The organism is Streptomyces sp. NBC_01454, assembly GCF_036227565.1.
Taxonomy (GTDB): Bacteria; Actinomycetota; Actinomycetes; order Streptomycetales; family Streptomycetaceae; genus Streptomyces.
Genome location: NZ_CP109460.1, coordinates 5,920,341 through 5,944,004, shown reverse-complemented (window position 1 = coordinate 5,944,004; position 23,664 = coordinate 5,920,341). Strand labels below are relative to the sequence as shown.

At 72.3% G+C, this 23,664-nt stretch carries 22 protein-coding genes, 1 other RNA gene and 2 pseudogenes; 11 read left to right on the top strand and 14 right to left on the bottom strand.

What is annotated here, in order from left to right; all coding sequences use genetic code 11:
• Positions 1 to 110: 110 nt before the first annotated feature.
• From OIU81_RS26350 to OIU81_RS26330, 5 genes are all read right to left on the bottom strand, one after another.
• Positions 111 to 854 carry a bifunctional DNA primase/polymerase gene (locus OIU81_RS26350; protein WP_329151648.1) on the bottom strand — a complete coding sequence of 248 codons (744 nt, stop codon included), beginning with the start codon at positions 852 to 854 and terminating at the stop codon, positions 111 to 113.
• Positions 855 to 1,016: 162 nt separating this feature from the next.
• Complete coding sequence (locus OIU81_RS26345; protein WP_329151646.1) at positions 1,017 to 1,613, bottom strand: TetR/AcrR family transcriptional regulator; 597 nt, start codon at positions 1,611 to 1,613, stop codon at positions 1,017 to 1,019.
• A gap of 121 nt (positions 1,614 to 1,734) precedes the next feature.
• Entirely contained in the window at positions 1,735 to 2,691 is a 957-nt protein-coding gene (locus tag OIU81_RS26340; RefSeq protein ID WP_329151644.1) for a small ribosomal subunit Rsm22 family protein, read from the bottom strand.
• 65 nt (positions 2,692 to 2,756) lie between these two features.
• Positions 2,757 to 3,812 (bottom strand): serine hydrolase domain-containing protein, encoded by a 1,056-nt coding sequence (locus tag OIU81_RS26335; RefSeq protein ID WP_329151642.1) that lies wholly within the window; start codon positions 3,810 to 3,812, stop codon positions 2,757 to 2,759.
• Between the two features lie 77 nt (positions 3,813 to 3,889).
• The gene (locus OIU81_RS26330) at positions 3,890 to 5,212 is read right to left on the bottom strand and encodes a multidrug effflux MFS transporter (RefSeq protein ID WP_329151640.1); all 1,323 of its coding nucleotides are present in this window, start codon (positions 5,210 to 5,212) and stop codon (positions 3,890 to 3,892) included.
• Positions 5,213 to 5,244: 32 nt separating this feature from the next.
• On the opposite strand from OIU81_RS26330, the pseudogene OIU81_RS26325 reads away from it, so the two are divergent.
• The 3 genes and pseudogenes from OIU81_RS26325 to OIU81_RS26310 form a co-directional block, all read left to right on the top strand.
• Positions 5,245 to 5,427 (top strand): annotated as a pseudogene (locus tag OIU81_RS26325) (hypothetical protein); the annotation flags it as partial.
• Between the two features lie 512 nt (positions 5,428 to 5,939).
• Positions 5,940 to 6,875: an SDR family oxidoreductase gene (locus OIU81_RS26315; RefSeq protein WP_329151637.1), complete on the top strand. Its 936-nt coding sequence runs from the start codon at positions 5,940 to 5,942 to the stop codon at positions 6,873 to 6,875.
• 213 nt (positions 6,876 to 7,088) lie between these two features.
• Positions 7,089 to 8,117 (top strand): trypsin-like serine peptidase, encoded by a 1,029-nt coding sequence (locus tag OIU81_RS26310; RefSeq protein ID WP_329151635.1) that lies wholly within the window; start codon positions 7,089 to 7,091, stop codon positions 8,115 to 8,117.
• An 88-nt stretch (positions 8,118 to 8,205) separates the two neighbouring features.
• Here OIU81_RS26310 and OIU81_RS26305 read toward each other — a convergent pair whose 3' ends face one another.
• Positions 8,206 to 9,783 (bottom strand): S53 family peptidase, encoded by a 1,578-nt coding sequence (locus OIU81_RS26305; RefSeq protein WP_329151632.1) that lies wholly within the window; start codon positions 9,781 to 9,783, stop codon positions 8,206 to 8,208.
• A 94-nt stretch (positions 9,784 to 9,877) separates the two neighbouring features.
• The gene (locus OIU81_RS26300; RefSeq protein ID WP_329151630.1) at positions 9,878 to 11,218 is read right to left on the bottom strand and encodes an MFS transporter; all 1,341 of its coding nucleotides are present in this window, start codon (positions 11,216 to 11,218) and stop codon (positions 9,878 to 9,880) included.
• Positions 11,219 to 11,496: 278 nt separating this feature from the next.
• On the opposite strand from OIU81_RS26300, the gene OIU81_RS26295 reads away from it, so the two are divergent.
• Positions 11,497 to 11,841, top strand: coding sequence for a hypothetical protein (locus OIU81_RS26295; protein WP_329151628.1), 345 nt, complete (start codon positions 11,497 to 11,499; stop codon positions 11,839 to 11,841).
• The gene (locus OIU81_RS26290; RefSeq protein ID WP_329151625.1) at positions 11,834 to 12,808 is read left to right on the top strand and encodes an MAB_1171c family putative transporter; all 975 of its coding nucleotides are present in this window, start codon (positions 11,834 to 11,836) and stop codon (positions 12,806 to 12,808) included. Before OIU81_RS26295 ends, OIU81_RS26290 begins: the two co-directional genes overlap by 8 nt.
• 17 nt (positions 12,809 to 12,825) lie before the next feature.
• On the opposite strand, the gene OIU81_RS26285 is transcribed toward OIU81_RS26290, so the two are convergent.
• Entirely contained in the window at positions 12,826 to 13,719 is an 894-nt protein-coding gene (locus OIU81_RS26285) for an IS3 family transposase (RefSeq protein WP_329142503.1), read from the bottom strand.
• On the bottom strand, positions 13,716 to 14,012 hold the full coding sequence (locus OIU81_RS26280) for a transposase (protein WP_329151624.1): 297 nt from the start codon (positions 14,010 to 14,012) through the stop codon (positions 13,716 to 13,718). The genes OIU81_RS26285 and OIU81_RS26280 overlap by 4 nt, the downstream gene beginning before the upstream one ends.
• A 64-nt stretch (positions 14,013 to 14,076) precedes the next feature.
• Between OIU81_RS26280 and OIU81_RS42405 the strand changes: the two are divergent.
• Positions 14,077 to 14,263: pseudogene (locus tag OIU81_RS42405) on the top strand (RHS repeat-associated core domain-containing protein); the annotation flags it as partial.
• A gap of 478 nt (positions 14,264 to 14,741) precedes the next feature.
• Complete coding sequence (locus OIU81_RS26270) at positions 14,742 to 15,113, top strand: SUKH-3 domain-containing protein (RefSeq protein WP_329331163.1); 372 nt, start codon at positions 14,742 to 14,744, stop codon at positions 15,111 to 15,113.
• Positions 15,114 to 15,519: 406 nt separating this feature from the next.
• On the opposite strand, the gene rnpB is transcribed toward OIU81_RS26270, so the two are convergent.
• An RNA gene (gene rnpB, locus OIU81_RS26265) (RNase P RNA component class A) lies at positions 15,520 to 15,920 on the bottom strand.
• A gap of 107 nt (positions 15,921 to 16,027) precedes the next feature.
• On the opposite strand from rnpB, the gene OIU81_RS26260 reads away from it, so the two are divergent.
• The gene (locus OIU81_RS26260; RefSeq protein ID WP_329151617.1) at positions 16,028 to 16,834 is read left to right on the top strand and encodes a MerR family transcriptional regulator; all 807 of its coding nucleotides are present in this window, start codon (positions 16,028 to 16,030) and stop codon (positions 16,832 to 16,834) included.
• Entirely contained in the window at positions 16,831 to 17,493 is a 663-nt protein-coding gene (locus OIU81_RS26255; protein ID WP_329151616.1) for a hypothetical protein, read from the top strand. The genes OIU81_RS26260 and OIU81_RS26255 overlap by 4 nt, the downstream gene beginning before the upstream one ends.
• Here the strand turns inward: OIU81_RS26255 and OIU81_RS26250 are convergent.
• Entirely contained in the window at positions 17,480 to 18,964 is a 1,485-nt protein-coding gene (locus OIU81_RS26250; RefSeq protein ID WP_329151615.1) for an RNB domain-containing ribonuclease, read from the bottom strand. The genes OIU81_RS26255 and OIU81_RS26250 overlap by 14 nt on opposite strands.
• 153 nt (positions 18,965 to 19,117) lie before the next feature.
• Between OIU81_RS26250 and yaaA the strand changes: the two genes are divergently transcribed.
• A complete protein-coding gene (gene yaaA / locus OIU81_RS26245; RefSeq protein ID WP_329151614.1) occupies positions 19,118 to 19,915 on the top strand; it encodes a peroxide stress protein YaaA in 798 nt (265 codons plus the stop codon).
• A gap of 111 nt (positions 19,916 to 20,026) precedes the next feature.
• Positions 20,027 to 20,680, top strand: coding sequence for a bifunctional 4-hydroxy-2-oxoglutarate aldolase/2-dehydro-3-deoxy-phosphogluconate aldolase (gene eda, locus OIU81_RS26240; protein ID WP_329155362.1), 654 nt, complete (start codon positions 20,027 to 20,029; stop codon positions 20,678 to 20,680).
• Positions 20,681 to 20,822: 142 nt separating this feature from the next.
• Here the strand turns inward: eda and OIU81_RS26235 are convergent, their stop codons facing one another.
• The 3 genes from OIU81_RS26235 to OIU81_RS26225 are packed head-to-tail and all read right to left on the bottom strand — an operon-like array spanning position 20,823 to position 23,629.
• Complete coding sequence (locus tag OIU81_RS26235) at positions 20,823 to 22,010, bottom strand: bifunctional RNase H/acid phosphatase (RefSeq protein ID WP_329151613.1); 1,188 nt, start codon at positions 22,008 to 22,010, stop codon at positions 20,823 to 20,825.
• A gap of 3 nt (positions 22,011 to 22,013) precedes the next feature.
• Positions 22,014 to 22,757, bottom strand: a complete 744-nt coding sequence (locus OIU81_RS26230; RefSeq protein WP_329155360.1) for a zinc ribbon domain-containing protein — start codon at positions 22,755 to 22,757, stop codon at positions 22,014 to 22,016.
• Complete coding sequence (locus OIU81_RS26225) at positions 22,754 to 23,629, bottom strand: Nif3-like dinuclear metal center hexameric protein (RefSeq protein ID WP_329151611.1); 876 nt, start codon at positions 23,627 to 23,629, stop codon at positions 22,754 to 22,756. The genes OIU81_RS26230 and OIU81_RS26225 overlap by 4 nt, the downstream gene beginning before the upstream one ends.
• Between the last annotated feature and the right edge of the window lie 35 nt (positions 23,630 to 23,664).

Here is a 23,664-nt window from a genome sequence, read left to right as displayed (position 1 = left end):
CGTCCGCGAAACCGCTCGGTGCGGAAGGGGCCGTCGGGGTGACCCGGCGGCCCTTCGGCGTACGGAAGGGCGCGGACGGCGGGGAGTGGAGGCAGGGCGGGCGGGCCCGTTCAGCGGGCGATCGGCCAGGCCACAGCCTCGTGGTGGTGGGGCTCGCGGTCGTTGAACGCGGCGCAGGCGTCGGTGAGCGACTCCAGCAGCGTCAGCGGGTCGGGCAGCGTCAGCTCCGGGCCGCGCAGCCAGCTCACCGCGGGCTGCTCGCCGGGCAGCGTCGAGGGCGGCAGCAGCACATAGCTGCCGCGGCAGTGCCAGCGCAGCCCCGGGTGCTCGTCCATGGTCTCGGGGTGGCAGTCCAGCTCACAGGGCCACCACTCGTCCTCGTCGTCCGGGGTGCCGCGGGTGGCGGTGAAGAAGAGCATCCGGCCGTTGAAGCCGGCGCCGCTGAGGGTGATCGGTCCGACGTCGATGCCCGCCGCGTCCAGCCGTCCCAGGGCGCTGCGGCCCGCCTCGACGGGGACGTCCAGGACGTCGTGGGTGATGCCGGTGGCGGTGACGAAGTTGGCCTGCGGGAGGGTGCGGACCCAGGCGGCGACCTTGTCGCGGTCGGTGGTGGCGACGGTCTGCCAGCCGAAGGAGATGGGGTGGCGGCCGGGGGTGGGACAGCCGACGCGTTCACAGGAACAGCCGTAGCCGGAGGGATGCGCGGCCGGGGCCACCGGGAAGCCCGCGTCGGCCGCCGCCAGCAGCAGGTCCTCGCGGCTGCGCGCAGCCGCTGATCCCGTGTCCGTATCGCCGCCGTCCGATCCGCTCTTCGGCCGGCGCAGCCACTGGGAGAACCTGCTCTTGCGTTCCATCTATCCCCTCACTTCGAGCGGTGGTCTGGGATCAATGCTGCCACCATCCTGCGCCTCGGGTGACCGGTGTGCGGATCCGGGGTGAACGAAAGGGAGGCCAATACCGGCAATTCGGGTCATCGGCGACGGTTCACTGCCGTCGGCGGCGTCCGGGAGGTGTGTTCAGTCGCGTGGCCGCAGGCCACACAGCACCTGGTCGACAAGGGTGTCGACGTACTCGTGGGTCAATTCGCCGGTACGCATCAGCCAGCGCTGTGAGAAGGGACTCAGCAGCATCTCGACGGCCACCCGTACGTCGGTACCGGCGGCCACCTCGCCGGTTTCCTGCGCCGCCCGCAGCCGTTCGACGTAGACACGGGTGCCGGGCTCCAGCAGCCGGTCGACGAAGCTGCGGGAGAGCTCCTCGTCGTTCGCGCCGGCCGCCGCGAGGGCGCGGTAGGGGGCTTGGAACACCGGGTCGTTGAACTGGTCCGCGGTCGCCCGCAGCACGAACTTCAGGTCCGCGGTCAGATCGCCGGTGTCCGGCAGGCCCTTGGCGTAGTCCTCGTCGGCGCCGGCGGTGAACGCGTCCAGCAGCACGGCGGCCTTGGAGGGCCACCAGCGGTAGATCGTCTGCTTGCCCACCCCGGCCCGGGCGGCGATGCCCTCGATCGTGAGCTTGTCGTAGCCGACCTCACCGACGAGCGTGAGGGCGGCATCGAAGATCGCCCGACGGGAGCGTTCGCTGCGGCGGGAGGGGTCGGGAGCTTTGTCGGCCATGGGGCCGAGTTTAGCCAGCGGGAGGCGAGACGTATCGTCTTGGCCAGACGTGGTGTCTCGTCGCTCTTGCGTCGGGCGGGGGGGTGAGGGGCGGACGGGGCCGGCCTGGTGGTGCGGGGCCTCAGGGGTGTGGGGGCCAGGTGTCGCCCCAGGAGGTGTTGCGGGCCTGGCGGTAGTCGGTGCCGTGGCGTTTGGTGACCGTGGTGCGGTGGAGGCCGTCCGTGGTGCACAGGTCCAGGAGGACCTGGCCCTTGCGGAGTTGGGGCTTGCGGGTGACGCGGGCGGGGGCGGGCGTGGCGTCGAGGGTGGTGGCGGCGACGTAGCTGAACTTCTCGTCCTCGTACGGCAGAGAGCCGCCCTTGACCTGGCGGTGGAGGGAGGAGCGGCTGACCCGGGCGGCGAAGTGGCACCAGTCCTCCCCGGGGACGATGGGGCAGGTGTCACCGTGCGGGCAGGGGGCGACGATGCGCAGGCCGGCGTCGGTGAGCTGGGTGCGGGCCTCGCGGATGCGGAGGTAGCCGTCGGGGGTGCCGGGCTCGATGAGGACGACGGCGCGGGCGGTGGCCGCGGCGGCGACGACGGCGCGGCGGTCCTCGGGGCGGAGTTCGCCCAGGACGTAGGAGACGGTGACCAGGTCCGTGCCGGGCGGGACGGTGAGGCCGTCGCCGATCGTCCCGCGCTGCCAGCGGGTGTCGGGCAGGACACCGTCGGCGAGCTCCCGGCCCAGGTCGAGGGCGGGCTGGGCCCAGTCCAGGACGGTGCTGCGCGGGCCGTCCCAGGTGGCGGCGGTGGCCCAGGTGGCGGCGCCGGTGCCGCCGCCGATGTCCAGATGGGTGGCCGGGGACCAGTCGGGGACGCGGGCGGCGAAGGCGGCCAGGGCGGCGCGTACGGCCTCGAAGGTGGCCGGCATGCGGTAGGCGGCGTACGCGGCGACATCGGCGCGGTCCCGCAGGACCGGGGCGTCGGTGGGGGTGCGGCCCCGGTAGTTGCTGATCAGACGGTCCACCGCCTGCGCGGCCTGGGTGGGCGGCAGGCCGTCGAGCAGGCCCGCCAGCGCGGCGCGCAGTTCCTCGTGCATGGCGGAAATTCTACGGTGCGCCGCTGACTGCCCGGCTGTCCCGGCTGTCCCGGCTGCCCCGCCGCTCAGGCGCCGCAGGCCACCGCGCGGGCCAGCCGGGTGGCGGCCGCGGCGCGCGGCGCGCTGCCGCCGTTGCGGCGGCGGGGGTGGACGGTGTTGGCGAGCAGGATCAAAAAGGTGTCGGTGGCGCGGTCGATAACCAGGCTGGTGCCGGTGAAGCCGGTGTGGCCGGCCGCGCCGTGGCCCGCCAACTCGCCCATGAAATACGGCTGGTCGACGCCGAAGCCGAGGCCGGGCGGGTCGAGCAGGGCGGCGACCGCGTCCGGACCGAGGATGCGGCTGGTGCCGTAGGTGCCGCCGTTGAGCAGGGTGCGGCACAGCACTGCCAGGTCCTGGGCGGTGGCGAAGAGGCCCGCGTGACCGGCCACGCCGCCCAGTGCCCAGGCGTTCTCGTCGTGCACCTCGCCGCGGACCATCCCGCGGTCCGCCTTGGCCCAGGGCCGCCGCTGGTCCTCGGTGGCGGCCACGCCCTGCGGTGCCAGCGGGCCGTAGGAGGTGCTGGTCATGCCCAGCGGGCCGGTGATGCCCTCGTGGACCAGGGCGTCCAGCCGCTGCCCGGTGCGGTGCTCCAGGACGAGCTGGAGGGCGATGAGGTTGAGGTCGGAGTAGCGGTGGCCGGTGCCGGGGCGGCCGCTGGGGGACGCCGCCTGCGCCCACAGGAGCGCGAGTTGGGCGGCGCGGCCGCGGTGGTCGTGGAACGGCAGCTCGGGGGCGAGCCCCGAGGTGTGGGTCAGCAGCTGCCGGACGGTGAGGCCGGGGACGAAGGCGGGCAGGTCGGCCCGTACCTCGTCGTCGAGGGCCAGCCGGCCGCGTTCGATCTGCTGGAGCGCGGCGACGGCGGTGAAGAGCTTGCTGAGCGAGGCCAGGTCGAAGACGGTGCCGACCCGCATCGGCTCCCACAGGTCGCGCGGCAGGTCGATGCCGCGGTCCCGCTCGGGGTCGTAGGCCCGGTAGCGCAGCGCCCAGCCCGCGGCGGCCTCGGCGACGACGAGCGGGCCGCGGCCGGCCAGCAGCACCACGCCGGGGCACCAGGGCGGGCGGCCCTCGGGCAGCGCCTGCACCCCGCGGACCAGCCGTTCGACCCAGGCCGGGTCGAGCCCCGCCCGGGCCGGTGTGCCATAGGTGAGTCTCGGTGCGTTCAGAGCCTGGTCCTCTCGCCGGACGTGCTCGCGGTGCTCTCCCCCCTACGCTGCCACGGGCGGCACAGTCCCAGGAAGCTGACGAGCGCCAATACGGCGCACGAGAGCTGTACGAGCGCCATCGGTACGGCCGTCCGCTCCCCCGCGATGCCCACCAGCGGGGAGGCCACCGAGCCGAGGAGGAAGGTGGAGGTGCCCAGCAGCGCGGAGGCGGAACCGGCCGCGTGCGGGGTGCGCAGCAGCGCCTGGGTGTTGGTGCTCGGCATCACCAGGCCCATCGCGGCCATGAGGACGAAGAGGCCGGCGGCCATCGGGACCAGGCCGACGTGGCCGAATACGCCCGAGGACATCGCGAGGAGCGCGGCCGCGGCGAGCGCGACCACGGCCAGTCCGGTGCCCAGCACGGTGTCGAGGCGGACCCGGCCGACCAGGAGCTTGCCGTTGATCTGGCCGACCGCCACCAGCCCGACGGAGTTGAGGCCGAAGAGCAGGCTGAAGGTCTGCGGGGAGGCGCCGTAGATCTCCTGGACGACGAACGGCGAGGCGGAGATGTAGGCGAAGAGGGCGGCGAAGGCGAAGGCGCCGACCAGGAGGTAGCCGGCGAAGACCCGGTCGGCGAGCAGATCGCGCATGGTCCGCAGGGCCGCGCCGAGGCCGCCGGGGTGCCGGCGCTCCGGCGGGAGGGTCTCCTGCAGCCGGCGCCAGACGAGGAGGGTGAGCGCCACCCCGACGGCGGTGAGGACAACGAAGACGCCGCGCCAGTCGGTGATCCGGAGGATCTGGCCGCCGATGAGGGGCGCGACGACCGGTGCCACGCCGGAGATCAGCATCAGGGTGGAGAAGAAGCGGGCCATCGCGACGCCGTCGTACAGATCGCGGACCACGGCCCGCGCGATGACGATGCCCGCCGCGCCGGCCAGCCCCTGCAACAGGCGGAAGGCGATGAGGACTTCGGCGTTGGTGGCCACGGCGCACAGGGCGGTCGCCAGGACGTAGATCACCATGCCGGCCAGCAGCGGGCGCCGGCGGCCCCACTTGTCGCTCATCGGGCCGACGATCATCTGGCCCAGAGCCATGCCCGCCAGACAGGTGGTGAGGGTGAGCTGGACGGTGGCGGCCGGGCTGTGCAGGGCGGCGGTCACCTGCGGCAGCGCCGGCAGATACATGTCCATGGAGAGCGGCGGGACCGCCGTGAGTCCACCGAGGACGAGGGTGACGAGGAGACTGGTGCGGCGGGCCGCGGCGGGTGCTGCCGGCGCGGCCCGCTCGGCTATTGCGGGCACATCCTTGGTCTCGGCCGTATCGGGGCCGGGCTCCGTCATGGGTCTCTCCACAAGTCTTCGAGGGCTGCACCATGGTGGCACGCGCGGGAAGGCGTACGGCCGGTTCCGGACCCCTCCCTTGGGCGGAAGTCGGGCGTCCGCCGGTCCTAGGACCAACGGCCGGGCCGGGGCGCGAGCGCGGGGTGCACAAACTGCGCCAGGACAGGGGGGAGTTCACGGTGCCGCTGGCCGCCGTGGCCAAGATCTCCCACGAACCGGCCCGCAAGGGCGGCCGGCTGCGGCTGCGACTGCGGGCGGGCGGGCGCGGACCCGCTGTTGCAGGTCGCCGGCGGCAGCCTTCCGGACGACGCCAACCCGTACCAGGTGACGGTGGACCCCGGACGGGTCGACGTCGCCGCGTACTTCGTCGACGCCGTACGGCAGAGCGGCACGACCGCGCTGCCGGCGGCCGCGGTCGCGGTGCGGCTGCCGCACCCGTCGGCCGGTGTGCCGCTCCCCCGTCCGGGCAAGGCGCCGGGGGAGACCCCGGCGGCGGGAGCTCCCGCGGCACTCGCCCCGCCCGGCGCGGCGGCGCCCGCAGTGGACGACGACCACGACACGCTGCTGCGCCGGCTGCGCGAACTGGGCGAGCTGCGCCGCGACGGCGTTCTCACCGAGGAGGAGTTCACCGCGACGAAGGCGGCGGTCCTGGCGCGCTTCCACACCGCGGGCCGAGTTGCCGCGGCGTCACCCCGTGCGCCGCCGGCCGGCCGTTTACGCTGCCGCCATGGCACACAACACACCACGGGCACGGGCACCGCAGGCGACCCCGACGGCACGGGCGGGGCAGGTCGGCGGAACGGCGACCGCGCACCGGCCCACGCTGCCCGCCCCGTCCTCGCGGGCCGGACAGCACGTACAGACGGAGCCGGTGCCCCGGGACGCCCTGCGGAGCGAGGCGGCACCCCGGAAGATCGCGGTGGTCACCGGCGCCGGATCCGGCATCGGACGGGCGGTCGCCCACGCGCTGTCCGAGGCCGACTGGACGGTGGTGCTGGCCGGCCGGCGCGCCGAGGCCCTGGCGGACACCGCCCGGCTGGTGGGCCTGACGGCCCCCGAGAGCCCCGCGATGATGACGGTGCCGACCGATGTCACCCGCCCCGACCAGGTCGATGCCCTCTTCGGCGCGGTCCTCGAACGGTTCAGCCGGGTCGATCTGCTCTTCAACAACGCGGGGACCTTCGGCCCGGCGGTGCCGCTCGACGAGCTGGCCTACGAGGACTGGCGCACGGTGGTGGACACCAACCTCACCGGCGCGTTCCTGTGCGCCCAGGCCGCCTTCCGCGCCATGAAGACCCAGGAGCCGCAGGGCGGCCGGATCATCAACAACGGCTCCCTCTCCGCCCACACCCCGCGCCCGGACTCCATCGCGTACACCGCCACCAAGCACGCGGTCACCGGGCTGACCAAGTCGCTCTCCCTGGACGGCCGTCCGTACGGCATCGCCTGCGGACAGCTCGACATCGGCAACGCGGCGACCGAGATGACCGGCCGGATGCAGACCGGCATCCCGCAGGCCAACGGCGTGCCGGCGGTCGAGCCGGTGATGGACGCGGCGGATGTCGCCCGCACGGTCGTCCACATGGCGGCGCTGCCGCTGGAGGCCAATGTGCAGTTCGCCACCGTGATGGCCACGAACATGCCCTACATCGGGCGGGGTTGAGGCACTTTTCGGTCAGGACCGGCGGGCTCCGGGCGAAGTTGAGCCACCGCGCCGGTCCGGGCGCCGAATCCGCGTACGACCCCTGCCCTCCTGCCGTCTCCAGTGGCACCCTTACCCCGGATCCGCACCGCTCGTCTGCCGGGCCGCCCTCGCGCGGCTCGTCCCCCACGGCCGCGCGCAGCTGCCGCGCGGCCCCCGCAGAAGGAGTTACGCGTGAGACGAACCGTACGTGGCACAGCGGCAGTTCACGGCATACCGGCGCCGCACCCCGTGCGCAGATCCCGGGCCGCCCTGGGCGCCTTGACGGCCGCCGGTACGCTGCTCGCCCTGCTGCTCCCCGTCGCCCCGGCCGGCGCCGCCGGCACGCGCCCCGCCCACCGCTCACCCGCCCCGCAGTCCGCCCTCGACGCCTTCTGGACCGCGGACCGGATGCGCGCCGCCGAGCCCCTCGACCTCGCCACGCCCGCGCAGCGGCCCACCGCCGCGGTCCGGCACAGCGCCCCGCTCACGGTGGCACCCACCCTCCCCCGGCCCCCGAAGGCATCCGCCCGCCCCGGCGCCCTCCCCGAGGCCGGCGGACCGTGGACCGGCGGCGGCGCGATCACCAAGACCACCGGCCGGGTGTTCTTCACCTACCAGGGCCGCACGGCCGCCTGCTCCGGCGACGCGGTGACCAGCGGCAACAAGAGCACCGTGGTCACCGCGGGGCACTGTGTGAAGCTCGGCGGCGTCTGGCACACCGACTGGGTCTTCGTCCCGGGCTACCACGACGGCCAGGCCCCGTACGGCAAGTGGGCGGCCACCAAGACGCTCTCCACCCCGCAGTGGACGGCGAGCGAGGACATCAACTACGACGTCGGGGCCGCGGTCGTGGCCCCGCTCGACGGCAAGAAGCTGACCGACGTCGTCGGCGGCCAGGGCCTGTCCTTCAACTCCGGCTACAGCAAGGCGATGTACGCCTTCGGCTTCCCCGCGGCCGCCCCGTACGACGGCAGCAAGCTCATCTACTGCAGTGGCACCACCTTCAAGGACCCGCTGTTCTCCGGCGACCACGGCCTGGGCTGCAACATGACCGGTGGCTCCAGCGGCGGCCCCTGGTTCACCTCGTTCGACGAGAAGACCGGCACCGGTCTGCAGTCCTCGGTGAACAGCTTCGGCTACCAGTTCTGGGCCCACACCATGTTCGGCCCGTACTTCGGCGACGACGCGAAGAACCTCTACACCCAGGCCCAGGCGACCTGACCTGTGCCCACCGGCCGGCACCGCCCGGCACCGCCCGTCCGAAAGGGCGCCGGGCGGCGCCGGGCGGGATCCTCCCTTCGCGATCCCCTCAGTGCGGCGCCATCTCCCGCAGCGAGGCGAGCAGTTCGGTGCCGTCGGGGACCCCGAGACCGGTGCAGGGGTTCCAGCCGGGGGCGGCGCTGAAGGCACCGTTGGAGCCGTCGATGATCTCGCGGAAGCCGCGTGCGGTGCGGCCCGGTCTGGCACCGGCGTACAGCAGGGGGTGGAGCATGCCCAGCGGGCGCCCGAGCGACTGCACCAGCCGGCAGGTCAGGGCCGCCCAGAGGGGAGCCACCGCGCTGGTGCCGCCGATCACCGAGCGGTGGCCGTCCACCAGCACCTGATAGCCGGTGGCCGGATCGGCGACGCCCGACACATCCGGTACGCCACGGCCCGGCGGGCTCCCGTTGTGCGGCACCCCGGCGGTGGTCTGCCAGGCCGGCAGACCGAACGCCTCGCTGACCCCGCCACCGGTCGCGCCGCCGGCGGCGCTGCCGCCCCACACCCGCTCGTGGCGCACATGGCCGGTGGCCGGGTCGGCGTCCAGGCGGGTGCCACCGCAGGCCAGCGCGTGCGGACTGGAGGCCGGGAAGTCGGTGTGCGGCAGCCCGTCGCCGACGCCGTCCCCGCTGCCGTTGTCACCGGCCGCGGCGCACACCGTCACCCCGAGCGCCGCGGCGTCGGCGAGCGACTCGTCGACGACCGCCCGGGCCTGGTCGGTCCAGAACGGCTCGGCCGCGCCCCAGCTGATGCTCAGCGCGGCCGGCGTCGGGGTGTCGTGGACGGCCATGGCGAGCGCGTCCGCGAACCCCTGGTCGGTGTTGTGCGCGAAGTACACCTTCTGCTCCGCGCCGGGCGCCAGCGCGCCCGCGACCTCGATGTCCAGCAGTACCTCGCCGTCGGCACCGTCGGGGGCCCGGCCCGGCACATTGCGGGCCGTCCCGACGTTCACCGCGGTCACCCGGGGGGCCGTCGGCAGGCCCAGCGAGGCGAAGTAGGTGTCCAGCTCGGAGCGGGCGAAGCCGCCGCCGAGTTCGATGATCGCCAGGGTCTGGCCGCTGCCGTCGGTCCCGGGCGGGAAGTGGTAGATCTCGGCCAGCTGCGACGGCTTGTAGGAGATCCGGTGGGCCCTCGCCCTGGCCCGCCGCAGATGGGGACGGGCCTGCGGCCGGTCGTCCAGTCCGAGCACCGCGACGACCACGCCCGCCAGCTCTACGGGTACCTCCAGCGGGCCCTCACGGTGACGGTGCGCGACGGGTTCGCCGCCGGTGGGATCGGGGCTGGCCGCACGGACCAGCCGGGTCCGGAACGCCGCGGCCATCTCGTCCGCGGTACCCGTCACCGTGACCCGGCGGGACGCCAGGTCGACCTCCGTCACCCGCACCCCGAGGCGCCCCAGCACCTCGCGCACCAGCTCGGCGTCGGCCGGATCCGCACCGTACCTCCGCGCCAGCTCGGCCTGCGGAATCGTCTCGGGCCCCGTGATCAGCTCATGGGGCACCTCCGCCTTACGACGCAGCACCACGGTGGCCTCGACGCTCATCGAACCGTCGAGCGGCCCCGCCGGGCGCACCCGGGGCGCAACCGAGCGCTCACTGCCGGGCACAGGAACAAATCGCTCGCTCATAGCACAAATTATCGACCCAGCCGTACCGGAGCTGCACCTCGGCAAACGAAACCGCAGGCCCCCGGCGGGTTCAGCCTTCCCTTACGGAAAGCCCTTACGGAAAGGGGGTCCGCTTTCGTGGCAGCCTGGCGACCGCCAGAACGAAGGTAACGCCCAGCACGATGCTCGCGAAGACGAATCCGTGGAGAGTTGCCGAAGCCCTGATATTTCCCACGGCGTTGGATTCCGGATCGTTGGCCGCCAGAACGAGTGCGCCGGCCGCGGCGAGCCCGAAGGCCCCGCCCAATTGCCGCAGGGTTTGCCGGAGGACGGAGGCATCCGCACGGTCGTCAACGGATACGGAACTCATCATTTCCGCACTCAGCGCGGGAATGGGCATCCCCATCCCGAAGCCGGCAACGATCATCCCGGGCACCTGCCACAGGTATGCGCCCCCGGGAAGAGCGGCCGCCCAGCCGGCAGTCCCCAGAGTGGCGCCCGCCAATCCCCATAAGACAGGCACACGGACCGACCGGGAGTGCTCAAGGAGATACCCGGAGGTGAAAGTTCCCACAGCAAGAGCGGAGACAAACGGGAGCAGTGACACGCCCGCGCCGAGCACCGGCAGATGCAGGGCCTGTCGCAGATAGACAGCACCGTGCACCAGCACGGGAAATTGGGCGGCCCGGACCAGGAAGGTGACTGCCGCCGCTACGGCGTAGGTGGGATTCCTCAAAAGGCCCAAGTTGAGAACGGGATGGGCGGACCTGACGATGACCCGGACCGAGAGAGCCAGCAGCAGCAACCCGAAGGCCAGGGCAGGAACCGTCCTCGCACCAAGACCCCAGATTCCGCTCTGGTACAGGGCCGAAGCGAGCACGACCAGTGCCAGGGTCATGAGGAGCGGCTGCAGGACACGGACAGGCTCCCCCGGAGCCTGATCGCTCAGCCGGGCTCTGGCGAGCGTCCACAGGACTGCTCCCCCGAGGGGAATGTTGATCAGGAAGATGGAACGCCATCCGAAGAACTGCGTCAGCAAAGCCCCCGCCAGGGGCCCCACCACGAAGAACGTCTGAGCCAGACCGGCATACGTGGCCAGGGCCCGGCCACGCTCGTGTTCCTCGTAGACATCTGTGATCACCGTCGTGGCAACGGGGAGCATCAACGCCGCCCCCGCCCCCTGAGCTGCTCTCGCGGTGAGGACGAACGGTACGGCGAGCCCGCCGGCCGGCGTCAGTCCACAACACGCGGAAGCGAGGGAAAAGAGCACGGCCCCGGACCGGAAGACGGGAAGGAGGCCGAACTTTCGAGCCGCCATTCCGCCGACAGGCACGAGTGCCGCCAGCGACAAGGCGTAGAGGAGCACCACCCGGTGCATGGCGGACGTGCTCATGCCCAGACCCCGCGCCATCGGATCGAGGGCCACCGCGACGACCGTCTCGTCGAGGAGGACCATCCCCCCGGCGCATCCCATGGCGGCAAGGACACATCGCTTGCGGGGCAGCGAGAGATCCGTGCTCGGCGAAACCAATGTGAGCCCCTAGTGAACCCGTTGTCGTCACCGGCTCTGCTCGTCCTTCCCGTCCAGCCCACCGGCTGCCGGGCCCTGGCAGAGTGACGCCACATTAGGCCGGGACACCGTCACCGGCTGATGCTGTCGGCGCCCGGTCCCGGCGAACACACGAACGCACCCAGCTGCCTACGGATGAACAGGTGGCTCGCTATGGTCGACTGATGCAGGTAAGCGAGGAATACGTACGGTATCGGCAGGACGCGCAGGTGCTGGCGGAGGTGGGACGCCAGTTGGCGGGTCAGGTGTCCCCGTTGAGGGTCACCCTGTCCCGCGAGGCCGCCGAGGCTGCTGTTGCGGCGTGGGAGCGTGACGAGCTCGGCGTCGTCGGCGAGGAGACCGTCGAGGAGTTCGAGCTGCGGGACATGGCTGCCGAACTGGCCCTGATCGGTTCCGCGGTCACGCAGCGCGGAGTCTGGGAAGACGGTCAGGTCACCGTGGATCTCGGGGCTGTCCAGGTGGGGGCGGCTCTGCAGGCGGTGGCTCAGGTCCGGCAGCTGGATGGTTGAGGGCGCGTCCGCCCCCTCGGAACAGGTGAATTGCCGCGGCATGAGGCGGGAGCGGCGTGACCAAGCGCTGCTCGCGTTATTGGCCGCTTTCGCTTTTAAGGGCACGGCATTCGCACTGGCAACCCCCAATGTGGCTGAGGCGGTTGACCAGCAGCTTGGCATACCCAACCTAGCGGCACTGGCCATACACCTGCTCGGCGGCGTGGCCTTCAGCGCTTCAGTGCTCGTAGCGCTCACGTTCTGGGCGCATGCACCCGAACAGGCGTGGCCGAAAGCTCGGTGTCGACTTATCGTCGCCATCGTCATAATGCTGACAATGCTGTCGCTGTGGATCACAGCCGCAGCTGGATCGCCGGTGCACTCAATGCACCATCTCCTGCAAAACGTTCATCAGCCCGTGGTATCCGCGTATTCGCTCCTCTATGCGGGAACCGTACTGGTGGCACTTGTCGAGATCGTCCGTCTGTGTTGGAGATACGCCGAAGTCGCAGGGCAGCCATGGCTGCGCCGCGGTTTGCGTATAGCCGCCGCGGGTGCGCTGGTCTATTCGATCAACTTTGTGAACCGAGCTTCGGCTGTTATCTGCGTACAGTGCGGTCTCCACCCGCTGGAGTGGGAGGTACTTACGGTGCTGGGAGCGGGGATTGGCATACCACTCATCGTTGGTGGTCTCACCATGCCTTCCTGGGGGCCCCGCCTGTCGCCCCTGGGTACCTGGTGGAACAACTACCGTATCTACCGCAGCCTTGCACCCTTGTGGATCGCGATGTGCCAGGAACTGCCCGAGATCGTATTACGTTCTCCGACTTCAACCTTGTCAAATCTGAACTATCGTTTGTATCGCAGGGTCATCGAAATCCGTGACAGTCAGATTGCGCTGCGCCCCTACATGAACCCTGAGATAGCAGTGCGGGCGGCCGAACTGGGCGGGGAGGCCTGCCTGACCGGCAATGAAGTTTCCCCGTGATCCTGGACACTCTTCTTCTACGCTGCGAGTGTTTGGGCGTTACGGAACCGCTGACGCGTCTCGTGGGGTGTGAGGTACCCGAACACAGCGTGTTTGCGCAGGCGGCGCCGGTTGTAGAAGGTCTCAATGAACGTGAACACGTCGGCGCGGGCGGTCGCCCGGTCGGGCCAGATCCGGGTGCCGATCTCTTCCTTGAGCACGGCCCAGAAGCTCTCCGCCGCGGCGTTGTCGAAGCAGGAGCCAGTCCTGCCGGTGCTCTCACGAAGCCCCAACGTGTGTACTTCTGCGCGGAATTCAGCTGAGGTGTACTCGCTTCCGCGGTCGCTGTGTGTGATGCAGCCGTCTTCCAGGCCGCCCCGGCCGTGGGCCATCCGCAGTGCGTCGACCACCAGCGCGGCACGGTGGTGGTCCGCCATCGCGTAACCGACGACCTCGCGGGTGGCCAGGTCCAGCCAGCAGGCCAGATACAACCAGCCCTCACGGGTGGGCAGGTACGTGATGTCCCCAACCAGCCGGGTGCCGGGCCGGGCGGCGGTGAAGTCACGGCCGATCAGGTCCGGGGCGGGCCGTGCCTGCTTGTCGGGACGGGTCAGCGAGCGGCGTCTTCGGCGTGTGACGCCGGTGATCCGACGTTCGCGCATGACCCGCTCCACCCGCTTGCGGTTGACTGGTCGGCCCAGCCGCCGTAGCTCGGCGTGCACGCGCGGAACACCGTAGGCGCCCTTCGAGGCCAGGTGGATCACGGTGATCTCGTGGGCCAGCGCGTCATCCGCCCGCGTCCGGGCCTCCCGGGCATCCTCCGCCTCCAGCCAGGCGTAGAACGAGGAGCGGACCACGCCCAGGACACGGCACAGCAGGGCCACCGGGTAGACGGCCTTCTCCGCAGCGATGAACTGGTAGAACTCGCTCACCGGTCGCTGTCCTTCGCGAAGAAGGCCGCTTTTTTCAGGATCTCGATCGTCTTCTGCTGTTCGGCGCTCTGCCTGCGCAGCCGCTTCAGCTCCTCGCGCTCAGCGCTGGTCAGCTCGCCCGACGTGCCCCCGCCGCGGTCGATCCGGTCACGCTTGACCCAGCCACGCAGACTCTCCGGACTCACCCCCAGATCCCGCGCGACCTCCGTGATCGTCTTGTCGGAGGAGCGGGCCAACGCGATCGCGTCCCGCTTGAACTCCTCCGAATACCGCTTGGAGTACTGACTACCCACCTGGCACTACTTCCTCTGGAACCTCATGTCCCAGTCTCCAGGTGTCCAGTCACAAGGGGAAGCTTCACCACTGCGCTTCCCCGGCCAGTACTTCGACGCCGAGACACACCTGCACTACAACCTCAACCGCTACTACGACCCCGAAACCGCGCGCTACACAAGCCCGGACCCACTCGGCCTCAGCCCGTCCCCCAACCCCGACGCCTACGTCCACAATCCGCACACCTGGTGCGACCCGCTCGGCCTCATGGCGCAGAACCAGGGCGACCCCCTCAAAAAGGAGTTGATGGACCTGGGGAAGAAACGGATCCAGCATGTCGCCGACGGGCTCGGTGAGGATGACCATCTCCCGCTTGCCTACTCTGTGGGCAAGGACCGGACCACAGGTAAGGTCTACTACGGCGAAAGTGGGCCGGAATCCGGCCACGAGAAGGCTGTGATGGACGCAATGCCTGAGGAATCGCAACACCCATCAGGCCGTCCAGCTGGTGTATGCGGTGAACCTCGGATGTTCACCAACGCAATCAAGGACGGTGCGGACCCGAAGAACATTGATGTGGCGACCGTCAACATCAAGGGCAAGAAATTCAAAATGTGCGACAACTGCAAGACATGGGTACCCGGTTTCGGGGGAGAGGTCCTGACAGATTGAACGACAACCGCGAGCGGCCGGCAATTCGGAGACTACGGGACTCGCTTACCGGAGTCCGGCGGTTCGAGGCCGGCCCGATGGATCTCGCCGACGCCTGCAGCCAGTACTCCGAGGCCGGATACGAGGTCACTCCCCAGATTCGAACGTTCCTGGGCGATTACGGTGAGCTGACCGTTACCTGGATGTTCCGACAGTCGGAGGTTGAGCTCACCACGTCCGTCGAGCAGGCTCTGGAATTCCCGGCCAGGAACGTGCGCATCTACGCCAAGCGTATTGGCCAGCCAGTTCTACCGGTTGGCATCGTGTTTTCCACCGAGGACTGCGTCCTGCTGGCCGAGAACGGCGACATCTTGATCGGCGGAGACGCAGGGATCCAGCGCGTGGCCAACGGCTTCGCGGAGGCGGTCCAGGCCCTCATCACAGGCAACTGGGACAAGACGTTCTTCTGAGATGACCGGATCCGTCCACCGGCCCGGTCCGGCCCGCCCCAATGTGGCCGGACCGCGAGACGAGGTCCGATTGAAGCTAAACGATCCCCCTCCACCCGCGCCGTGGCTTGAATACGCAGCTTGCCGCCGCACGAACGACCAGCCATGTTCGGTGTCTCCTGCCGGGGACTCGAACCTGCACCAACCGTGCGTCGCCACCACCTGGGCGCTCACCGGCCACCGCTCCCCACCCGTCGCAAACCACCGGTCGTCTTCTCCCAGCGGTCGCACGCAGCGCTGTCCCGCATACCCAACCCAGTGCACATTCCCAAAGGCACTCCCGGGAACCCGCAGGTCAGCAAGGGAAGCCCGCCGGAACGCACAACAGCCCCGACCTAGGCATTCCCCCCGGTCAGGGCCGTAATGGCGGACGAGTCGGCCTGTACGCCGGGTTCTGTCGCCCCCGGTCCTTGCGGGCCGGGGGGAGACGGCCATCCATCTAGGGCTGCCGTTGCCGGCAGCCTCGTGCGGTCTACCCGCGGACTCGGGCGGGCAGCCCTCGGTCGTCCGCGCAGAGGCATCAGCCGATGCCTCCTCTTGACCTTGCTCCGGGTGGGGTTTACCTAGCCCTCCGAGTCACCTCGGAGGCTGGTGGTCTCTTACACCACCGTTTCACCCTTACCCGCGCCTTGCGGCACGGGCGGTTTGTTTTCTGTGGCACTGTCCCGCGGGTCACCCCGGGTGGGTGTTACCCACCACCCTGCCCTGTGGAGCCCGGACGTTCCTCGGGAGGATCCAGGATCCCCACGCGGCCGTCCGGCCGGCTCGTCCGCCGTGGCGACCATGCTACCCGCAGACGGCGGCGCCACGGCCCGCGGCCGGTCCCGTCCGAAAGCCCTTGACCTTGCCGCGGCGGCAACGTTTCTACTGAGCGCATGAGAATCGGGGAAATCGCGGGGCTGGTCGGCGTCAGCACCCGCGCGGTGCGTCACTACCACCACCTCGGGCTGCTGCCCGAGCCCGTCCGCCGGGCCAACGGCTACCGGGAGTACGGGCTGGCGGACGCGGTCACGCTCGCGCGGCTGCGCCGGCTGGTGGAGCTGGGGCTCGGGCTGGAGGAGGTGCGCGACGTGCTGGCGGACGACTCCGGGCGGGAGCTGGCCGAGGTGCTGGCCGAGCTGGATGCGGATCTGGCCCGGCAGGAGGAGGCGATCCGCTCTCGGCGGGTGCGGCTGGCCGCCCTGCGGCGGCAGGCGGAGGAGCTCGGCGGACTGCCCGCCGAGGGGCCCGTCTCGGATGAACTGGCCGCCGTCTTCGGGAAGATGGCCCGTGTCTCCGCCGCCCGCCCCGGTCCGGAACCCGCCATGGCGGCGAAGGAACGGGAGGTGCTGGCGCTGCTCGAAACGACGGGGCAGGAACCCGGGCGCCGGCGGGTGGCGGAGGTGCTGGGGGAGATGGCCGCGGAGCCGGGGGCGGTGGAGCGGATGTACGAGGTGTACGGGCTGTTCGAGGCGCTGGCGGAGGCCGCGCCGGACGACCCGCGGGTGGCGCGGGCCGCGCAGGCGCTCGCCGACTGCGTGCCGGACGCGGTGGCCGCCGAGCTCGTCGGCCCCGCGGGGACGGCCCGGCCGGACGCGGCGGCGGAGAACGGTTTTCTGGCGGCGTTCCACGCGCAGTTCACGCCCGCGCAGGCCGCGGCCGTGCGCGGGGCGGTCCACCTGATCACGGAGCGTGCGCGATGAGCCGGCGCGGCGCGCTGCGGCGGCTGGCCGCCCACGAGGGGCGGTGGCAGCGGAGTCTGCTGTGGTGGGTGGCGCGGCGGCGGATCGGGGTGGCGTCCGGGGAGCGGGCCCTGGGATACGCGGCGGCCCAGGCGGCGTTCGTCTACGGGCTGACGTTCGTGTGCGTGGTGGAGACGGTGGGGTTGAGTGTGCTGCTGGCCGGCGAACCGGTGGTCCACGGGGTGCTCCTGGTGCTCGATGTCTACACGGTGCTGATGGTGCTGGGCCTGCAGGCCGCGGCGGTCACCCGGCCGCATGTGCTGGGGGCGGGCGTCCTGCGGCTGCGCGACGGTGCGCGGCGGGAGCTGCGGATACCGGTCGGGCGGATCGCCTCGGTCCGCTACGACCTGCGGTTCGGCAGGGAGGAGGCCCGGGCCGGCGAGGGCGCGGCCGCGGGGGTGGCGGAGTTCGCCGTGGGCGGGCAGACCTCGGTCACCGTCGAGCTGACCGAACCGGTCGTGCTGGAGGGGCTGTTGGGGCGGCGGACGACCGTGGGCACGGTGCGGTTCCATGCGGACGACGCCCGGGCGGCGGTACGGGCCCTGCGGGAGGCCGTGGCGGGGGACGGCTCCCCCGGGGACGCGGCGGGAGCCGGCGGGGCGGCCGTCACGCGGCCGTGAAGCGGACCGGGTGGTGGCCCGGGTCGGCCTCGGCGAGGCGGACCGGGATACGGCGGCCGAGCGGCAGCGCGGGACCTTCCGGGGCCGCTTCGACGGGGCCGACGACGGCCGGGTCGACGAGGTGGACGGTGCCCTGGGTGGGGTCCTTCTCCTGGATCTCGACGACCAGGCCCTCGAAGACCTCCCCCACCCGGTCCCGCAGCAGCGCCGCCTCGACGAGGTCGACACAGGCCCGCTCCACCTGGTGGGCACGCCGGGTGCCCAGCTCCATCTCCCGTGGCAGGTCGGCCAGCGCGCCGCGGACCCAGGAGGGCGCCTCGGCGCCGGCCGAGGCGGCCAGGCACAGTTCGGAGGTGTAGCGGTCGACGAGCCGCCGCAGTGGTGCGGTGGCGTGCGCGTACGGGGCGGCGACCGCGGCGTGCAGGGCTTCGGAGGCCGGGGGTGCGGTGCCGTCGAAGGCGGTGTAGCCGGCGCCGCGCAGCAGCGCGGTGCAGTCCTGGAGGAACGCGGCGTGGGCGGGGCGGCGCGGGTCGAGGGTGCGCAGCAGCGCCGCGTACGAGGTGTGGTGCGGCCAGTCGACGCCGAGCGCCCGGGCGGTCAGCCGCAGCCGGGCGACCGAGCCGTCCGGGGCGGTGGGGAGCGTGCGGAGGATGCCGGTGCCGGCGGACAGCATCAGCTCGGCCGCCGCCATGCCGGTGAGCAGGGAGATTTGCGCGTGCCAGCCGTAGACCGGGAGCGGGGCGCGGTAGTCGAGGCGGTAGCAGCCGTCCTCCTCGACGATCTCCTGCTCCGGGACGTTCAGGGAGGTCGCGCCCCGGGCGACCTCCCGCTCCTCGCGCAGCAGTCCGATCTCGCGGAGCAGGGCGAGCGGCTCCTCGGCCGTCCCGTCGTCGAGGATCGGCTGCACGGCGGCGTAGTCCAGCCTGGCGCGGGAGCGGACCAGGGCGCGGCGCACCCGGACGCCGGCCGGGGCGCCGTCCGCGTCGAGGTCGAGCTGCCACAGGACGGCCGGGCGGTCCTGGTCGGGCAGCAGGCCGGCGGCGCCCTCACTCAGCACGGGCGGGTACAGCGGGACCCGCTCGTCGGGGAAGTAGAGGGTCGTCACCCGGTGGTGGGCCTCGGCGTCCAGGGCACCACCGGGGGTCACGAAGGAGGCGACGTCGGCGATGGCGTAGTGGACGCGGTAGCCGCCGCCGGTGCGGCGCGCGAGGAACATGGCCTGGTCGAGGTCGAGGGAGCCGGGCGGGTCGAGGGTGAAGAGCGGGAGGTCGGTGGCGTCCTCCAGGGTGTGCTCGGTCGCCACCGCGCCGTCGGCGGCCGGGATCCGCGGGGCACGGGCGGCGCTGTCCGCCTCGGCCTGCGCCGTGGGCGGGAAGTGGTCCGGGATCTCCAGCCGTCCGCGCAGCTCGTGCAGGGCCAGCCGCAGCGGGGACTCGGCTGCGTCGGTCACATGCATATGGAGACGGGGCATGAAACCGAGCGTATGGCGGGCGGCCGCTCCCGGCGCGGCGTGCGGTGACGCCCGGTGCCCGGCGGGGCGCGCGGGTGCCGTACCGGCCCGCCGCAGGCCATACGCTTTTCCCGGGGCCGCACCCCCGCCCGTACCGCCGCGAAGGAGATCCACGTGCTCGTGCTGTTGCCGCCGTCCGAAGGGAAGGCCGCGGGAGGGAAGGGGGCGCCGCTGGACACCGGGGCGCTGTCGCTGCCGGGGCTGACCGCGGCGCGCGAGGAGGTGCTCGCGGAGCTCGTCGAGCTGTGTGCCGCGGACGAGACCAAGGCGCAGGAGGTGCTCGGGCTCAGCGAGGGCCTGAAGAGCGAGATCGCGAAGAATGCGGGGCTGCGGACGGCGGGGGCCCGGCCGGCCGGGGAGATCTACACCGGGGTGCTCTATGACGCGCTCGGTCTGGCGTCGCTGGACGCGGCGGCGCGGCGGCGGGCCCGGCGCTCGCTGCTGGTGTTCTCGGGGCTGTGGGGCGCCGTCGGGGTCGGCGACCGGATTCCGTCGTACCGCTGCTCGATGGGGGTGAAGCTGCCGGGCCTGGGCGCGCTGGGCGCGTACTGGCGGGCGCCGATGGCCGAGGTGCTGCCCGCGGCGGCCGGGGACGGGCTGGTGCTCGATCTGCGGTCGGCGGCGTATGCGACGGCGTGGAAGCCCAAGGGCGAGGTGGCCGGGCGGACCGCGACGGTGCGGGTGCTGCAGTCCAGGACCGTGGCCGGGGTGGAGAAGCGGACGGTGGTCAGCCACTTCAACAAGGCGACCAAGGGGCGGCTGGTGCGGGACCTGCTGACGTCGGGGCGCGCGCCGGACGGCCCGGCGGAGCTGGTGGAGGCGCTGCGGGAGCTGGGTTACGCGGTGGAGGCGCAGCCTCCGGAGAAGCGCGGGAAGGCCTGGGCCGTCGATGTGATCGTGACGGAGCTGTAGGCGCGGTAGCGGCGCGGAGGGCCGGAGGCAGGGCCAGAGGCAGGGCCGGAGACCGCTCGTGGTTGCAACATGTGCAACGCTCGTTGCGGAGAGTGGGTGGCCGCGCGCACCATGGGCGGCGTGACCAGCGACGCCGCTTCCCCCGCTCCCCCGTCGGTGCTCGGGCTCGCGCCCGTCCTCCCGGTCGTGGTGCTCCATGACGTCGCGGACGCCGTACCGCTCGCCCGGGCGCTCGTCGCGGGCGGGCTGCCCGCGATCGAGGTGACGCTGCGGACGCCCGCCGCACTGGACGCGCTGCGCGCCATCGCCGACGAGGTCCCCGAGGCGGTGCCGGGCGCGGGGACCGTGCTGTCCCCGGCGCAGGCCGAAGCGGCCCGTGCGGCCGGCGCCCGCTTCCTGGTGAGTCCGGGGTTCTCGCCCCGGCTGCTGGGGGCGATGCGGGACTCGGGGATGCCGTTCCTGCCGGGCGTCTCGACGGCTTCGGAGGTGGTGACCCTGCTGGAGGAGGGCGTCACCGAGATGAAGTTCTTCCCGGCCGAGGCGGCGGGCGGCACCGCCTATCTGACCTCGCTGGCCGCGCCGCTGCCGCAGGCCCGCTTCTGCCCGACCGGCGGGATCGGCCCGGCGTCGGCGCCGGCCTATCTGGCGCTGCCGAACGTCGGCTGCGTAGGCGGCTCCTGGATGCTGCCGGCCGCGGCGACGGCCGCCAAGGACTGGGACCGGGTGCGCCAACTCGCCCTCCAAGCGGCGGCGTTGGCGGCCTGACGGGCGCCCGCACGAAGGACCACGAAGGGCCCGGCACCTCGGTCGTCCGAGATGCCGGGCCCTTCGCGTACCGCGGCGTCCGGCTGCCCGGGGCGGGCGGCTGCCGCCCCGGCTTCCCCGTCCGCCACCGCGGAGGTGCCGTCTACCGCAGATGCGCCGTCTCGTTCAGCAGCCGCACCGAGGCGTTGCCGTCGGAGTAGTAGGCGACGGCCGAGAGGGACGCCGCCGAGAGCTCCATCCGGAACAGCGCCTCCGGCGGGGCGCCCAGCGCCAGCCGGACCAGCGTCTTGACCGGCGTGACATGCGTGACCAGCAGGACGGTGCGGCCCGCGTGCCGGGCCAGGAGCTTGTCCCGGGCGACGGCGACCCGGCGGGCGACCGCGGCGAAGGACTCGCCACCGCCGGTGGGCGCCGCCTTTGCGGAGGCGAGCCAGGCGTCGAGGTCCTCGGAGTGGCGCTCGCGCACCTCGGCGAAGGTCAGCCCCTCCCACGCCCCGAAGTCGGTTTCCCGCAGGCCCTCCTCGATCCGGACCTCCAGACCGAGCCGGGACGCGACCGCCTCGGCGGTCTCCCGGCAGCGCCGCAGCGGTGAGCTGACGACGGCCTCGATCGTGCCGCGGGCGGCGAGCGCGGCGGCGGTCGCCTCGGCCTGGCGGCGTCCGGCGGCGGAGAGTTCGGGGTCGGTGCCGCCGCTGCCGGAGAAGCGCTTCTCGGGTGTGAGGGCGGTCTCGCCGTGCCGCAGCAGGACGAAGGTGGCGGGCGGGCCGAGGTCGGGACCCCAGCCTGCCGACGGTGCCTCCGGCGCCTCGTCGGACGCCTCCGCGGCGGCGTCCGCGGCCTGCGCGGCGGCACTGCGGGCGGGCGTCACCGCGCAGGTCGCCAAGGCCGCTCGGGAGTCCAGCGGCTCCCACTGCCGGCCCGCTTTCCCGGCGTCCATCGCCTCGTTGGCGAGCCGGTCGGCGTGCTTGTTCCGCGCGCGGGGGATCCACTCGTACGACACCCGGTCGGCCGGGAAGACCGACCCGGCCTCGGCCGCCAGCGGCTTCATGTCCGGGTGCTTGATCTTCCAGCGCCCCGACATCTGCTCGACGACGAGCTTGGAGTCCATCCGCACCCGGATGTCCGCCTCGGGGTCCAGGGCGTGCGCCGCCCGCAGACCGGCCACCAGGCCCTTGTACTCGGCGACGTTGTTGGTCGCCGTACCGATGAACTCGGCGGCCTCGGCGAGCGCTTCGCCGGTCTCCGGGTCGAGGACCACCGCGCCGTAGCCGGCCGGCCCCGGGTTGCCCCGGGAGCCGCCGTCCGCTTCGACGATCAGGGTGCGGGCCATGGCCTACAGGCCCGAGTCGGGCGTACGGACCAGGATGCGGCTGCAGTTCTCGCAGCGCAGGACGGTGTCGGCGGCGGCCGCGCGGACATCGTTGACCTCGGTGATGTTCAGCTCCAGGCGGCAGCCCTCGCAGCGGCGCTGGTAGAGGCGGGCCGCGCCGACGCCACCCTCCTTGGTGCGGATCTTGTCGTAGAGCTTGAGGAGTTCGGCCGGGATGTCGGCGACGGTCAGCTCGCGCTCCTTGGCGACCGTCGCACGCTCCGCCTCGATCTCGGCGAACGCGGCATCGCGGCGGGCGGTGGCGTCGTCGACCTTGGCCTGGATGGCCTCGACCCGGGAGGTGAGCTCGGTGACCCGCTCCTGGGCGGACTCCCGGCGCTCCATGACCTCCAGGACGATGTCCTCCAGGTCGCCCTGGCGCTTGGCCAGCGAGACGAGTTCACGCTGGAGGTGCTCGAGGTCCTTGGGGGAGGTGACGGCGCCGGAGTCCAGCCGCTTCTGGTCGCGGGCGGCGCGCTGGCGCACCTGGTCCACGTCCTGTTCGGCCTTGGTCTGCTCGCGGGTGGTGTCGCTCTCCTCGGTCTGCGCGGCGATGAGCAGGTCGCGCTGCTGGATGAGGTCGCCTTCCAGGGTCTGCAGTTCGGCCAGCTCGGGGAGGTTGTGACCCCGGTGGGCGAGCTGGGTGAGCCGGACATCCAGGGCCTGGACGTCGAGGAGGCGGATCTGGTCGGCGGGCGCGGCGTTCAGCGTGGGGCTCCTGTGGTGTGCGTCGGGGTGAAGAGAGGGGTGGACGCCGCGTGGGCGGTCCAGGGGTCGGTGACCGTACGGGAGACATGCGTGCGCAGTCCCCAGCCGTGCCGGTCGGAGACCGCGTCGAGCTGGGCCGCGGCCTGCTCGCACCACGGCCACTCGGTGGCCCAGTGGGCGGCGTCGAGCAGCGCCGGCGGGCGGTCCGCGGTGCTCTGGACGGCCTCGGAGGCCGGGTGGTGGCGCAGGTCGGCGGTGAGGAAGGCATCCACACCGGCCGCCCGGACGGCGCCGAAGAGGCTGTCGCCGGAGCCGCCGGAGACGGCGAGGGTCCGGATCTCGCGGTCCGGGTCACCGGCCGCCCGGATGCCCTGCGCGGTGGCGGGCAGCCGGCCGGCCGCATACGTCGCGAGAGCGGCCAGCGTCATCGGATGCGGCAGCTCGCAGATCCTGCCCAGGCCGCGGCGGCCGTCCGGATCATCCGGATCCGGCACCAGCGGGCCGAGGATGCGCAGATCCAGGGCACCGGCCAGGGCGTCGGAGACACCGGGGTCGGCGGTGTCGGCGTTGGTGTGCGCGACGTGCAGCGCGATGTCGTGCTTGATCAGGGTGTGCACGACCTTGCCCTTGAAGGTCGAGGCCGCGACCGTCGTCGTACCGCGCAGATAGAGCGGATGGTGGGTGACGAGGAGGTCGGCGCCGAGCTGCACCGCCTCGTCGGCGATCTCCTGGACCGGGTCGACGGCGAACAGCACACGGCGGACCTCGCTGCCGGGATCACCGCAGACCGTGCCGACGGCGTCCCACCCTTCGGCCCGCTCGGGGGGCCAGAGGGCGTCGAGCGCGGAGAGGACTTCAGACAGTACGGGCACGGGTGGAAGGTTACCTCCCAGCTGTGACACCGCGC

Excerpts from the sequence above, each read along its gene's own strand:
- OIU81_RS26350 (WP_329151648.1), bottom strand. The coding sequence starts at position 854 with ATGGAACGCAAGAGCAGGTTCTCCCAGTGGCTGCGCCGGCCGAAGAGC.
- OIU81_RS26345 (WP_329151646.1), bottom strand. The coding sequence starts at position 1,613 with ATGGCCGACAAAGCTCCCGACCCCTCCCGCCGCAGCGAACGCTCCCGT.
- OIU81_RS26340 (WP_329151644.1), bottom strand. The coding sequence starts at position 2,691 with ATGCACGAGGAACTGCGCGCCGCGCTGGCGGGCCTGCTCGACGGCCTG.
- OIU81_RS26330 (WP_329151640.1), bottom strand. The coding sequence starts at position 5,212 with ATGACGGAGCCCGGCCCCGATACGGCCGAGACCAAGGATGTGCCCGCA.
- OIU81_RS26315 (WP_329151637.1), top strand. The coding sequence starts at position 5,940 with ATGGCACACAACACACCACGGGCACGGGCACCGCAGGCGACCCCGACG.
- OIU81_RS26305 (WP_329151632.1), bottom strand. The coding sequence starts at position 9,783 with ATGAGCGAGCGATTTGTTCCTGTGCCCGGCAGTGAGCGCTCGGTTGCG.
- OIU81_RS26300 (WP_329151630.1), bottom strand. The coding sequence starts at position 11,218 with ATGGTCCTCCTCGACGAGACGGTCGTCGCGGTGGCCCTCGATCCGATG.
- OIU81_RS26295 (WP_329151628.1), top strand. The coding sequence starts at position 11,497 with ATGCAGGTAAGCGAGGAATACGTACGGTATCGGCAGGACGCGCAGGTG.
- OIU81_RS26290 (WP_329151625.1), top strand. The coding sequence starts at position 11,834 with ATGGTTGAGGGCGCGTCCGCCCCCTCGGAACAGGTGAATTGCCGCGGC.
- OIU81_RS26270 (WP_329331163.1), top strand. The coding sequence starts at position 14,742 with ATGGATCTCGCCGACGCCTGCAGCCAGTACTCCGAGGCCGGATACGAG.
- OIU81_RS26260 (WP_329151617.1), top strand. The coding sequence starts at position 16,028 with ATGAGAATCGGGGAAATCGCGGGGCTGGTCGGCGTCAGCACCCGCGCG.
- OIU81_RS26255 (WP_329151616.1), top strand. The coding sequence starts at position 16,831 with ATGAGCCGGCGCGGCGCGCTGCGGCGGCTGGCCGCCCACGAGGGGCGG.
- OIU81_RS26250 (WP_329151615.1), bottom strand. The coding sequence starts at position 18,964 with ATGCCCCGTCTCCATATGCATGTGACCGACGCAGCCGAGTCCCCGCTG.
- eda (WP_329155362.1), top strand. The coding sequence starts at position 20,027 with ATGGGCGGCGTGACCAGCGACGCCGCTTCCCCCGCTCCCCCGTCGGTG.
- OIU81_RS26235 (WP_329151613.1), bottom strand. The coding sequence starts at position 22,010 with ATGGCCCGCACCCTGATCGTCGAAGCGGACGGCGGCTCCCGGGGCAAC.